Genomic DNA, 13,116 nt, shown 5'->3' with positions numbered 1-13,116 from the left:
GCAATTTCATTTATAGGTGATAGCAATCTGCTGTGTATTTTTGTTTATTTTAATTTTTTACTTTATTGTTATGTATAAATTTTTCTTTTACGTTTTTTTTGTAGGATGTTTTGCTCTTGGTAGTTTTACCAGCTTTGGCAGTGAATATCCTAAATCCCCAATAGAGAGTTTTTTTGATTCTACCGGTTCATTGATTGATTTAAATAAACTAATCAGTAAAGTCGCTAAAGATAAAGATAAGGACACTGATAAAGATAAGGACACTGATAAATCAACAAACTAAATAGTGATTTCTACTATTTGTTTTTTATGATTTTAAGTCAGTATTATTGCTTATAATTATACTTTATAACAGTGGGTTATACTGTTTTATAAATAAATTCTTTTAAGCTGTATTGCTTAATTCAGATCTATTAAATATTTAGTTGTATGAGTTTAGATATTAAGTCTATTGAAGAAAAATGGCAGAAGTTGTGGCAATACAATAATGCTTTTAAGGCTAGTAGAGATTTTAGTAAGAAAAAATCTTATATTTTAGAAATGTTTCCTTACCCTTCAGGGAAAATTCATGTAGGACATGTGAGGAATTATGCAATCGGTGACGTAATAGCAAGATTTATGAGATCTTGCGGGTATAACGTATTATATCCTATGGGCTGGGATGCATTTGGATTACCTGCAGAAAATGCTGCTATTTTGAATCAATCTCACCCTAAAGGATGGACCTATAGTAATATTGAATCTATGAAGTCACAATTAAAAAAAATAGGGCTTTCATATGATTGGAGTAGGGAGCTATCTACCTCTGATAGTGATTATTATCAATACGAGCAGGAATTTTTCTTGGAATTATACAAAAGAGGCTTGGCATATCAAAAATATGTCTTAGTGAATTGGGATCCTGTAGATAATACAGTACTTGCTAATGAGCAAGTAGTAGATGGTATGGGGTGGAGATCAGGAGTTAGAGTAGAAAAAAAACACTTAAAACAGTGGTTAGTTAAGATTACTGATTATGCAGAAGAATTATTAGTAGATCTTGAAACGTTAACACAATGGCCTGATAATGTTAAAAATATGCAAAAAAACTGGATAGGGAAGTCAGAAGGGGTTGAATTAGAATTTAATATAGAAAAATTTTCTGGAAAAACAGTTAAAGTGTTTTCTACTAAGCCAGAAACAATATTTGGAGCCAGCTTTGTAGCTATAGCTTATAATCACCCATTTATTCAACAAGTCTATGAACAATCGGACGGTGTCATCAAATCTATTATAGATCAATTTATAAAAGATACCATGAAAGAATTGTTGGAAATGAACCATGCTAATAAACAGCAAGTAAATGCAGTATTTACTGGGCTATATGCTATACATCCTTTTGATAATAGTATAAAACTACCAATTATGATTGCAAATTATGTGTTGATGGATTACGGTACTGGAGCTATTTTTGGTTGCTCTGCACATGATACAAGGGATTATGAATTAGCATGTATTATCAATAAATTGGGTGATCTTAATATAGATATCAAACAAGTAATTTCTGCTATTGATAGTGATAATGATCCTTTAACATTGCCTTTTGTTAAATATGATGATGACAATTCTTATTTAATAAATTCTGGTTTTATCAATAAATTATCTTTAATTGAAGCTAGATCCGTATTAATACAGAAAATAGAAGAATTAGGAATAGGTAAAAAAGCTACATATTATAAGCTGCGTGATTGGTTAGTTTCAAGGCAGAGATACTGGGGGACACCAATTCCTATTATATATTGTGATTTTTGTGGAATTGTCCCAGTACCAATTAAGGATTTACCAGTTGAGCTCCCTTATGATATTAAGTTGGATGGTCATGGTAATCCGCTTGATAACCATCCTTCATGGAAATATGTAAGTTGTCCTAAATGCTATGATAAAAATGCTAGACGTGAAACTGATACATTTGATACTTTTTTTGATTCCTCATGGTATTTTCTAAGGTTTTGTTCTCCTCAACATAATTCTATGCTAGATACATCAGAGGTAGATTATTGGTTCCCTGTAGATAAATATATAGGCGGTATAGAGCATGCAGTGTTACATCTTTTATATTCGAGATTTTTTACTAAGGTAATGTGTGATATTGGGTATATTAAGGTAAGAGAACCTTTTATATCTTTGACTACTCAAGGAATGGTATTATCTAATACTTATAAGGATTCTAATAATAATTGGGTGTATCCTTCAGATGTAGTAAAGCATAATGGAGAGTTAGTGCATATTAAGTCAGGATTAAGAGTTATAGAGGGCAAAATAGAAAAAATGAGTAAATCCAAACTTAATGTTATAGATTTAGATTCCACCATTAATCAATATGGAGCAGATGTAGTAAGAATGTTTTTATTATCAGATACTCCTATAAATAACGATATCTTATGGTCACAAAAATCAGTAGTGGCAATACAAAAATTTATACAAAAATTATTTAATATTACCAATATCATTTTTTTTGATAAAACTTTATCAACGCAAAATATTAGTGATAAACAATTAGATTCTATAGTTAATTTAACAATAAAGAATGTTACAGAATATATAGAAAATATACATTTAAATAAAGCCTTGGCACAAATTCGTATATTATTTAACTCTATTTCTGAATCATTGGTAAAGCTTGATGTCAGTAGGGATCTATTAAAGCAGTCTATTAAAATCTTGATACAGCTTTTGAATCCCTTTGTGCCACATATCACAGAAGAATTATGGCAATTGACTGGTAGTAGTAGTTATCTTACAGATCAATTATGGCCAAAATATGATCCAGTTAAAATAAAATCTAATTTATATGTTTTGGCAGTACAAATTAATGGAAAGTTAAGAACAACTTGTAATTTCGATATTAGTTCTACAGAGGAAGTAATAAAGCAAACTGTTTTAAATCTTGATATAGTTAAAAAACACCTTGTTGATGGACCGAAAATTAAAAAAATTATAATAGTTCCTAAAAAAATTTGTAATCTGGTTTTATATTAAAATCTTGCTAATACCAAGGTTATTTGATGTTATTTAACATCAGTATAATAAATATATAATGTATATTATGGAAAATATAAATACAAAAACATCAGAAATGACTTTCGTATAATTCATACTCTATAATATTTTTGTATAACTTAATTTATGATTAATTATCTATCTTTTAGCCTAGATTTTTAGCTTAGAATTTATTAATTCTATTGTATTATTTATCCCTAACAATAGGATAAGAGATCCGAATCTGGGGCCCATATCTTGCCCAAGTAAAATTCTGTATAATGCTTTGAAATATTCTGAAAGTTTTGGGTAATCGCTATTCATACCTATATCATATATTATATTTTGGATATACTCCGCAGTGACTGTTTTGTTTTCTAAAGTAGCAAGGCTGTTAGCAATTTTATATAACACAGTTTTTGTTTTATCATCTGCAATATAAGATTTATTTTGATCTTTAATAATATCAAAATAAAAACTAATTGCTACATCAAGTAATTTACTAATATAATCACCATTGCTTTTTGTTACTTTACTATTATATTTGCTAATATAATTCCATAGGATATTTTTATCAGAAATATTGCAGGCAGAAATTAAATTTAATAATAAGCTAAAACTAAGACCAAAAGAATTTACTTTTGGTATATTATTTTTGTGTACATGAAATATTGGATTATCTAATTTTTGTACTAAATCAGTATTTGTACCGTGAAATTGTTCATTTAGTAATAAATATTCGTCAATAGATTTTGGTATTATACTCCAGTCTATTTTTTTTGCTCTATTAGGAGAATGGTATACGAATAAAGATATAGCTTCAACTGGGGCGTATTTTATTAGTTGTTCTAGAGCTATGCTGTTACCTTTAGATTTTGAAATTTTCTCTCCATTACTATCTAGAAATAATTCGTAAAATAGCAATATAGGTGGAACTCCTCCTAGTAATTTGCATAAGTTTTGATATATTAATGTGTTCGGTCTATGTTCTTTACCATAGATTTCATAATCTACCGCAAGATGAGCCCATCTCATTGCGAAATCTACTTTCCATTGTAATTTACATTTTCCTTTAGTTACTTGTGTTTCTATTAATTCTCCATTATTATCTTTATATAATATAGTTTTATTATTATAATCAATATGTTCTGTTTTAACCTGTAATACCAACCCGGTTTTTGGGCATATAGGCATGAACGGTGAATATGTTTTTCTCCTTTCTTCTCTTAGTGTAGGTAACATGATATTCATAATTTGTTCATATTTTTCTAGTACTACGAGTATCATTTTATCAAATTCACCAGAATTATAAAGTTCTGTAGCGCTGTAAAATACATATTCAAATCCAAAATGATCTAGAAAATTACAAAGCTTAGCATTCATATATTCTCCGTAGCTGCCCTTTTTTTCAAAGGGATCAGGTATAGATGTGAGTGGTAACCCTAATTTGCTAGTTAACATATCCTGATTTGGTAAATTATCAGGAACCTTTCTTAAGGCATCTAAATCATCAGAAAAGCATACTAGTTTAGTGGGTATATCAGAAATTTTTTTAAATGCTTCCATTACCATGGTAGTTCTGAGTACTTCAGTGAATGTCCCGATATGAGGCAATCCAGAAGGTCCATAACCTGTCTCAAACAAAACATAACCTTTATCTGGAACAGTATTTTTTATACGCAGTAATATTTTTTTTGCTTCGATAAAGGGCCAGGATTTAAGATTTTGTAATACATCTACAATTTGTTTTTCCATTTAATTTCAATTATATTAGTTATCTAAATGTAGTTTTTGAAGGTAAGATATTAGAAAATTCTATGTACATTTTTGAACTTTAGGAGTGAATACTGTTATTATTTCTCTTTTTACTTCTAAAGAAAAATCAACCCAACTATCTATAAACAAATTTACTGCTACAATCCTTGAATTTGGCATCATAGTATTTAAAATGCTGTAATATTTAGAATACTTATCTGATAATATCTGTACAAAATAATGTATACTAGGGTTATGCCCTATAATTAATATGTGCTTATTTTTATCATTCTGTTTTTTAATAAGCTCTACTATATTTTTCAAATCATTGCTATATAAACTTTTAACTATTTCTGTATTTATATCTCCTGTTACGTAAGTTATTACAGAATATGTTTGTAATGCTCTTGTTATATAAGAAACCAGTATTTTATCTAGTGAATAATTTTTTAGAAAATTTCCAGCCTGAGTAGCTTCTAATACACCATTTTTTGTTAATATACGTTCAGAATCTGCTTTATTATTATCTAAACATTTGGCATCTGCATGTCTCATTAAAAATAATTTCATATGTTTTATCCTAAAATTATTGATTTTAATATATTAAAAATTCTTACTAATAAATATTGCTACATTACAAGATTTTTCTATAAATTTACTTAACATACTAAAAATCAGACTTTTTTCAGTATTAAATTCTAGTGACAAATCTTTATGTTCTATTTCTTCCTCTCTAAATATTTTTATTTTAGAATAGAGTTCTGAATTTTTTAAATGTAATGTATTTAATGAATTTAATTGTGATTTATAGTGTTTTTCAATAACACTCTCTACCGATTCTGTTAGAATCATTGATAATTTTACACCTAATGCTCCAGTAATCATCCCTGCATAGTAACCTATTTTTGACCAAATCCCTATCATAATAGTTGGTCTAACTTTTTGTAGTTCTATTTGTGATCTAAAATACTCAAGATGCTGTATTTCTTGTTCTAACATATGCTGAATGGTTTCTTGATTTTCTTTTCCTTTAATATTTTGTAGTTGTCCTAAATAAATTTTCTGAGCTCCAAATTCTCCTGCATGATTCACTCGGATTATTTTTTCTAATTTATTTTGAACATTAAAAAATGGCTTAGGCATCTCAAATATTTATTATTTATATTTTTTATTATACAAGTGATAAGTAATATATATATATGGTATAACTAGTAGTAGATTTATAATAAAATTCCAAGCTGTTAAAGATAAACCAAAAATAAATAATCCGGGTATATTACAACTAATAATCTGTCTTTCTTCTAATATATTTTCTAATATATTTTTTGTCTGGAATAAATTATGATTGATCAACATAGATCCGCAAGAATGGTTAATTATGCCCTGCTCTACAGCTAAATGGTATCCTGCAAGCATTATAGCGGATATTAGTACCAATATTACACAGATATGTAGTAGTATCACATTATCTATAGTTTGTTTTTTGCTAACACTGATCTTTCCATTATAATATTTTGCTAATATTTGTATAGAAAATATTAGTAAAGCTATATACGGTATTCTCTGGTAGATACATAAAACGCATGAAGCAATCTGTTTAATATATTCAATATAGTAAACAGATATGAAAACACATATGGTGGTAGCCAAAGTCGTATAATGTAGTACACTAATTTTTATAATATTATTCTTCAAAAAATTATCTGACATAAACTCATAAAAAATCTTGATACAACCAGTCTAATAAACCAGTTTATCATATATAATATTATTCGGATATATAAATTTTATTAATAGCTATATTTGGTTTTGTAATATAATATGCGTATAGATTAAAAAATATAGAGCATATAAGAAAATTGGGAATTATGTGATTAGAATTGCAAATTTAGTACTTTCTAGCCCTGTGATATTGGCTCCTATGTCTGGCATAACAGATTTACCTTACAGAATGTTAGTAAAAAAAATTGGGGCAGGTTTAGTAGTTTCTGAAATGGTTGCAAGTAGAGCTATGATAAATAATGCTTCAAAAGCTTTAAAAAAGGCCGCTATAATAAAAGAAGAAGATTCAGCTGCCTGTGTACAATTAGCTGGTTGTGAAGCAAAGATAATATCTGAAGCTGCAAAGCTTAATCAGGATGCAGGGGCAAAAATTATCGATTTAAATTTTGGGTGTCCTGCAAAAAAGATTACCAATGGTTATGCAGGTTCAGCACTAATGAAGGATGAAAAATTAGCTACAGAGATATTTGAAAATACTGTAAAAGCAGTAAATATACCAGTAACATTAAAAATGAGATTGGGATGGGATGAGAATAATAAAAATGTAGTAAAATTGTCAAAAATTGCTGAAAATTCTGGTATTAAGATGATAACTGTTCATGCACGTACTAGATCACAATTTTTTTCTGGTGTTGCTGATTGGGCTTTTGTTAAAAATGTAGTAGAACAAGTCAAAACTATACCTGTAATTATCAATGGAGATATAAAGTGCTTTGATACTGCCAAAAGGGCTTTGTCTCTTTCTAAGGCAGCTGGTGTTATGATAGGTAGAGGATGTTATGGTAAGCCGTGGCTATTATCGCAAATTGATCATTTTATTAAAACAGGCCATTCTAAACCAGATCCTACATTACATCAACAATTTAGAATAGTTTTAGATCATTATAATGCCATGATAGAATATCATGGTAGTGATGTAGGTCTTAAGATTGCTAGAAAACACCTGGCTTGGTATAGCTCTGGATTAAAGGATTCTGCAATATTTAGAGCTACTATTAATAAAGTTAATAATCCAGATGAAGTGAAAAATATTTTGGTAGATTTTTATTCTAGATATATTGTATAAAAGTTGATCAAACTTAATAATTTCATGAGTTAAAGCAAAAGCTATTACAGCATTTTTGGTATATCGCGATATACAATATTAATTGTATATTAATTGCATGTGTATAAAATAGATGCTATTAATGATTTTTGTTATAAACAATATTTAGATAACACCTCTTTTACTATTGATATTTCATCAAAGTCAATTTTATTATTTCCAATGATTTGATATTTTTCATGTCCTTTCCCTGCAATCAATAAGATATCGTTATTATTGAGATTTTTTACAGTATCTATTATTGCATTTCTTCTATTATCAAACTCTTTAACAATAGATTTATTATTGATACCATCAATAATTTCTTCCCTGATCGTTTTACAGTCTTCAAAGCGTGGATTATCATTAGTTACTATTACTAAATCAGCTATCTGGGATGCTATTTTCCCCATAACACATCTCTTTGATTTATCTCTATCACCTCCACAGCCGAATAATACTTTTAGTTTTCCTTTATTAACTAAATATTTTTTTAAATCTAATAGTACAGCTTGTAGTGCTGCTGGAGTATGAGCATAATCTACAAATATATTAAATTTTTTATTATTATTAATATTAGATGTAATATTTTGTAATCTGCCAGTTACTGGTAATAACATATTAAAAGTAGATAAAATATTATGAAAATCAAATCCAAGATTATTAACTAATTTTGCAGCTATCAATATATTGTAAGCTTGAAATCTACCTATGATATTAATTTTCGTGTTATAAGATCTGCCATTGTAAGTGAATGTGACACTTTGCTCTGATAAATTAGATTCTATATTAGTAATACTGATATCTCCTTTTGTACCTACGGTATTGTATCTAATTTTTTTATTGTCCAAGAAAGATTTAATCTGTTCTATACGTGATATATCAGAGTTTAGTACTAGTTTTCCACCATCCATCAGATTATTTGTAAGAAAATTAAGTTTAGTAGCTAAATAATCCTCCATACTATTATGGTAATCTAAATGATCTTGAGAAAAGCTAGTAAATGCTGCTGTAGTCATCTTTAATTCTCCAAATCTTTTTTGGTGGATCGCATGGCTACTAGCTTCAAGAGATAGATAATTAATATTATTTTTATATAATATATTTAATGACTGTCTTAATTTTACAGGTGATAAAAGTGGATAATTAGAAAATTTTAGATTTTGGATATTTAAGTTATGTTCAACACCTAAAGTATTTATAGCACAGCTATTTACATTGAGTAATTGTAAAATTTGTCTTACATATGATGTAACAGAAGTTTTACCATCAGTACCAGTGACCGCTACCAAATATTTTGGATATCCAGGATAAAACATGCCTGCAGCAATGGCGTATACTAATCTTATATTTTCTACATAAAGAATATTTTTTTTAATATCCTGATTATGAATATTATCTGTAAAAATAATGGAAGCTCCAAGTTGTAAAGCTTTATCTATGTAATTATTGCCGTCAGTATTAACTCCATTGATTGCAAAAAAAACATCTCCTGCTTTTAGCAGCTCAATTTTTTCTGCTAAAGAATTAATTTTAGAATTACTAAAAATTTTTCTTAGTTGGTTCTTTATATTACACATAATATTGCATTTATTCAATTTCTTATTCAATATTGTATACTAACTAATTACTATTAGTACTATAATTGATATCTAATAAATTTTGTATTGTAGGATAATTATCATCTAAAGGTTGTATTCCTTTTATTGCGATAATTTGTTCAAAAATATTTTTAGCTGCTGGTGCTGCAACAAACCCTCCACTTAGGTAATTTCCAGAAAATTCAGTGATTTTTGGTTCAAATATTCCTATATATATTATATATTGTGGATCATGCATGGGCATTGCTCCTACAAATGAAGATATCAGTCTATTTTTGTCATATTTTTTATTATTAGCACAGTGTGCAGTACCAGTTTTACCTCCTACATAATACCCTTTAATATCAGCTTTTTTCCCTGTTCCACGTGATACTACTAATCTCATTAATTTGCGCATATCATTTGATGTAGATTCCTTAAATAACCTTTTTCCAGCAATATTATTATTACCATTTTTAATAATTGTCATAGGATATAGTATCCCTCCATTTATTACGGGAATCATAGATCTAACAAAATGTAAGGGACTCTGAGCAATGCCGTAACCATAAGACATAGTGATAAGATTAAGTGCAGTACATTTATTATATTTAATATAAATTGGTGAACTAATTTCTGGTAATTCTATTTGTAATTTAGAAAGCAAGCCAAGCTGTTCAAGATATTGATAAAGATTATCTTTACCAGTATCTAAAGCAATATAGCTGATACCAATATTACTGGATTTTACAAATATTTCTGGAATAGTATTCCACCCTTTAAATGCTCTATAATCCTTAATTATGTAACCATCTATTTCTATATTATCTAAGTTATATACGTCGTGAATAGTTACAGCTTCTGTGTCAATAGCTATAGATAGAGTAATGGCTTTCATACATGATCCAATTTCGTATACACCTTGAGTGGCAATATTAAAAAATTGGTTAGAGTTTTTATGATATACAAAATTATTAGGATCAAAGTCTGGTTTACTCACCATAGCAAGTATTTCTCCATTATTAGGGTTGGCTATTATCCCGACTGCTGCTGCTGCATCAAATTTTTTTATTACATTATTAAGTTCTTGATTTAAAATATTTTGTATTCTTATATCAATAGATAATTGTAATTGAGAATCTTGGTTATTAGTATCGATATTTTTTTTATTAGAAAGATAGTTATTAAAATATTTTTCAACTCCAGCTAAAGCATCGAGATCGCGTCCTAAATATCCTATAACATGTGGTATAATGTTTCCATAGATATAAATTCTTTTTCTACTATTTTCAAATTCAATACCTGGTAATGCAAGATTTGATAATATTTCTTTTTCTTTTAAGGTTATATCTCTTTTAATCCAAGTGAATTTTTTATTTTGTCTAATATTATGTAAAATTGTATTTTTATCTGGATCTGATAGTGTATTAGCAATTTTATTTGCAGTAAATTCATGATTAATTATTTTCTTAGGATTAGCAAATACAGAAGATACAGGTATGTTGGTTGCGAGTAGTACAGAATTTCTGTCTACTATACTCAATCTGTTATTAATTTCATATTTTTTTGTAATATTATTAGAAGTTTGTAATAATGGGTTCGAAAATACTAGCCATACTAATCTGAATGATATGGTTAAGAAGCATAAAATAAAAACAATAATTATCACAATCAATCTAATTTTTATTGAATACATTTCTTAGTATTTTGTTTATTTGATATACATAATTTTGATGTATCTTTAGGATATTTATATCTCCATTTTTTATTTTGCTTATTTGCAATATGCCTATAATTTTTGGTTACTATATGATTATTAGATAGAGGATCGGATATTATCTGTGATAAATTATTAGGGGCAGATAATGCTAAATATTTGTTTGATAATCTTCTTAATCTTTCTGGAGTAATTAAGTAGGAAAGTTCAGCATTTAAGATATTGATTGTATCTTTTTCACTTAATATTTGCTGATTAATTATAGAAATCTCTTGCTTTATTGTCATAACTTCACTCTTAATAAAAAAAATCATGTATGACATGATTACTGAAGTGGTGATAGATATTATTAGTAATATTTTTTTACTAAGCATATTATTTTTAACTTAATGTTTGTGCAACTCTTAATTTTGCAGATCTAGACCTAATATTTGCAGATACTTCACTTTTTGTAGCAATAATAGGTTTTTTAGTTAATATTTGTAGCCATTTACCAGAATCATATTCTGATGGATTATCAATGTTATACTTTTTAATATTCCGGATAGCATTTGCTTTAAAAAAATCTTTTACTATTTTATCTTCTAGAGAATGAAATGAAATTATTAATATTTTACTATCACTATTAAGAACATCACTAAGATTATTTAAACATAATTTTAAATTTAGTAATTCATCATTTATATGGATTCTAATTGCTTGAAAAGTTTTAGTTACAGGATTTATTTTAGTTTTAGTATAATGCATAGAATCCCTAATGATCTTTGCAAGTTCTAGTGTAGTTCTGATAGGAGTCGTTTTTCTCATTGTAACAATATTTTTAGCTATCGCTTTGGATTGTACCTCTTCTCCGTATTGATAGATAATATTAGCTAATTCTTCTTCTTTAGCATTATTAACAAATTCGAATGCAGTTTTACCTTGATTGCTCATTCTCATATCTAAAAAACTATCTTTAGAAAATGAAAATCCTCTATTATTTGAATCTATTTGCATAGATGACATACCTAAATCTATTACTACACCATCAAATTTGTTATTTGCTACCAAGTCTTTAATGTGAGCAAAATTACCATTTATGAAGTGAAATCTTTCTTTAAATTCTGATTGGATATTTTGTACGTATTTATTGATATACGGGTCTCTATCTATTGCTGTTACTTTACACTGAGCAGAATGTAATATCGCTTTAGTGCAGCTACCAGATCCAAAAGTACAGTCTAGATATTTTTTGTTATCTTGCGGATTCATAAATTTTAGTATTTCATTTAGTAATACTGGAGTATGACTCATATATATTAAATAAATATTAATCTCATATTATTATAATACCGATAGAAAATTTTTATTACTAAACATTGATTTAACCTAGATAAATAATCTTCTGCATCATTTAGGTGTAACATCTTGAACATGTCGTTCTTTCTAATAAAAGCAGTCTTGTCTTTAATATTAAAAGATAAAAGAGTAATCAATTTGCTTATCTACAAGAATTTAAAATTTATTAATATTCTATGGATTTTTTACTAACTAATATATTCTATAAATTTCATGCACAACACCCTACCCTGTTATGGGTTTATTAGTAATACACAACAAAATCAAAAACTGTGAAATTTAGTTAAACAAACTACAAATTCCTTTGCATATACGGTATATTATGTACCTATATATAAGATATGTCTATAATTTTATTACAATGAAGTGTATATTTGTAGGTAAAGATAATCTATAGTTCAAATTATATAACATATGTTAAGTATATTTAGTAATTTTGAAAGATTTAAGAGTTTGCTTCCAATTTAGATAATACCGAGGAAATTTTAAACAAATTCTGAAATCTATTATCATGTATAAAAATTATGCTAGGAAAAGTCTTAGTTTTCAGTAATTTACTTACGGTGAATCTGATTTGGTTTTTTGAATTATTTAACGCTTCTAACAGTTCATCGTCTGAAAATTTTGTGTTAAATCCCATAAAATAGCATCGTACAGTATTAGATTTTTTAGTAAAGCTGATATCTGTAATAGTGATAGGCATATTGTATAATCTAGGATCGATTTTCTTTCCCTTTTGTATACAATAAACTATAGCAAATTTGATATTATTCACAATCTTGTTATCTTGCTTATATAGATCAGTCATTGGTATTAAACAAATATTGTATATTAGTAATAAA

At 27.4% G+C, this 13,116-nt stretch carries 12 protein-coding genes; 3 read left to right on the top strand and 9 right to left on the bottom strand.

Features of this window, described 5'->3' with window-relative positions; translation table 11 throughout:
* The first annotated feature begins 70 nt into the window (after positions 1-70).
* Together IHI24_RS00780 and leuS are read left to right on the top strand one after the other, a co-directional pair.
* Positions 71-283 carry a hypothetical protein gene (locus IHI24_RS00780; protein WP_194966166.1) on the top strand — a complete coding sequence of 71 codons (213 nt, stop codon included), beginning with the start codon at positions 71-73 and terminating at the stop codon, positions 281-283.
* A gap of 158 nt (positions 284-441) precedes the next feature.
* The gene (gene leuS / locus IHI24_RS00775; RefSeq protein ID WP_194966253.1) at positions 442-3,018 is read left to right on the top strand and encodes a leucine--tRNA ligase; all 2,577 of its coding nucleotides are present in this window, start codon (positions 442-444) and stop codon (positions 3,016-3,018) included.
* A 171-nt stretch (positions 3,019-3,189) separates the two neighbouring features.
* On the opposite strand, the gene IHI24_RS00770 is transcribed toward leuS, so the two are convergent.
* Genes IHI24_RS00770 through IHI24_RS00755 form a run of 4 tightly spaced genes read right to left on the bottom strand, consistent with a single transcriptional unit; the run spans position 3,190 to position 6,483 of the window.
* Entirely contained in the window at positions 3,190-4,773 is a 1,584-nt protein-coding gene (locus IHI24_RS00770; protein ID WP_194966165.1) for a lysine--tRNA ligase, read from the bottom strand.
* Between the two features lie 60 nt (positions 4,774-4,833).
* Positions 4,834-5,343, bottom strand: a complete 510-nt coding sequence (locus tag IHI24_RS00765) for a SixA phosphatase family protein (protein WP_194966164.1) — start codon at positions 5,341-5,343, stop codon at positions 4,834-4,836.
* 33 nt (positions 5,344-5,376) lie between these two features.
* Positions 5,377-5,916 carry a demethoxyubiquinone hydroxylase family protein gene (locus IHI24_RS00760; RefSeq protein ID WP_194966163.1) on the bottom strand — a complete coding sequence of 180 codons (540 nt, stop codon included), beginning with the start codon at positions 5,914-5,916 and terminating at the stop codon, positions 5,377-5,379.
* Between the two features lie 12 nt (positions 5,917-5,928).
* A complete protein-coding gene (locus IHI24_RS00755; RefSeq protein ID WP_194966162.1) occupies positions 5,929-6,483 on the bottom strand; it encodes a disulfide bond formation protein B in 555 nt (184 codons plus the stop codon).
* A 160-nt stretch (positions 6,484-6,643) separates the two neighbouring features.
* Between IHI24_RS00755 and dusB the strand changes: the two genes are divergently transcribed.
* The gene (dusB, locus tag IHI24_RS00750) at positions 6,644-7,621 is read left to right on the top strand and encodes a tRNA dihydrouridine synthase DusB (RefSeq protein WP_194966161.1); all 978 of its coding nucleotides are present in this window, start codon (positions 6,644-6,646) and stop codon (positions 7,619-7,621) included.
* 131 nt (positions 7,622-7,752) lie between these two features.
* On the opposite strand, the gene IHI24_RS00745 is transcribed toward dusB, so the two are convergent.
* The 5 genes from IHI24_RS00745 to IHI24_RS00725 form a co-directional block, all read right to left on the bottom strand.
* The gene (locus tag IHI24_RS00745; protein ID WP_194966160.1) at positions 7,753-9,219 is read right to left on the bottom strand and encodes a UDP-N-acetylmuramoyl-L-alanyl-D-glutamate--2,6-diaminopimelate ligase; all 1,467 of its coding nucleotides are present in this window, start codon (positions 9,217-9,219) and stop codon (positions 7,753-7,755) included.
* 43 nt (positions 9,220-9,262) lie between these two features.
* Entirely contained in the window at positions 9,263-10,915 is a 1,653-nt protein-coding gene (locus IHI24_RS00740) for a peptidoglycan D,D-transpeptidase FtsI family protein (RefSeq protein ID WP_194966159.1), read from the bottom strand.
* Positions 10,903-11,310: a cell division protein FtsL gene (ftsL, locus tag IHI24_RS00735; RefSeq protein WP_194966158.1), complete on the bottom strand. Its 408-nt coding sequence runs from the start codon at positions 11,308-11,310 to the stop codon at positions 10,903-10,905. The genes IHI24_RS00740 and ftsL overlap by 13 nt, the downstream gene beginning before the upstream one ends.
* Positions 11,311-11,317: 7 nt before the next feature.
* A complete protein-coding gene (rsmH, locus tag IHI24_RS00730; RefSeq protein WP_194966252.1) occupies positions 11,318-12,235 on the bottom strand; it encodes a 16S rRNA (cytosine(1402)-N(4))-methyltransferase RsmH in 918 nt (305 codons plus the stop codon).
* 484 nt (positions 12,236-12,719) lie between these two features.
* Positions 12,720-13,082 (bottom strand): ribosome-binding factor A, encoded by a 363-nt coding sequence (locus IHI24_RS00725; RefSeq protein ID WP_194966157.1) that lies wholly within the window; start codon positions 13,080-13,082, stop codon positions 12,720-12,722.
* Positions 13,083-13,116: the final 34 nt, after the last annotated feature.

Origin of the sequence: Rickettsia endosymbiont of Cardiosporidium cionae (assembly GCF_015476335.1) — a bacterium.
In the GTDB taxonomy this organism is placed as follows: domain Bacteria; phylum Pseudomonadota; class Alphaproteobacteria; order Rickettsiales; family Rickettsiaceae; genus JADHZC01.
This window is presented reverse-complemented; position numbering and strand designations above follow the sequence as displayed.

Coding starts and splice junctions, on each gene's coding strand:
- IHI24_RS00780 (WP_194966166.1), top strand. CDS start 71: ATGTATAAATTTTTCTTTTACGTTTTTTTTGTAGGATGTTTTGCTCTT.
- IHI24_RS00770 (WP_194966165.1), bottom strand. CDS start 4,773: ATGGAAAAACAAATTGTAGATGTATTACAAAATCTTAAATCCTGGCCC.
- IHI24_RS00765 (WP_194966164.1), bottom strand. CDS start 5,343: ATGAAATTATTTTTAATGAGACATGCAGATGCCAAATGTTTAGATAAT.
- IHI24_RS00760 (WP_194966163.1), bottom strand. CDS start 5,916: ATGCCTAAGCCATTTTTTAATGTTCAAAATAAATTAGAAAAAATAATC.
- IHI24_RS00755 (WP_194966162.1), bottom strand. CDS start 6,483: ATGTCAGATAATTTTTTGAAGAATAATATTATAAAAATTAGTGTACTA.
- IHI24_RS00745 (WP_194966160.1), bottom strand. CDS start 9,219: ATGTGTAATATAAAGAACCAACTAAGAAAAATTTTTAGTAATTCTAAA.
- IHI24_RS00740 (WP_194966159.1), bottom strand. CDS start 10,915: ATGTATTCAATAAAAATTAGATTGATTGTGATAATTATTGTTTTTATT.
- ftsL (WP_194966158.1), bottom strand. CDS start 11,310: ATGCTTAGTAAAAAAATATTACTAATAATATCTATCACCACTTCAGTA.
- IHI24_RS00725 (WP_194966157.1), bottom strand. CDS start 13,082: ATGACTGATCTATATAAGCAAGATAACAAGATTGTGAATAATATCAAA.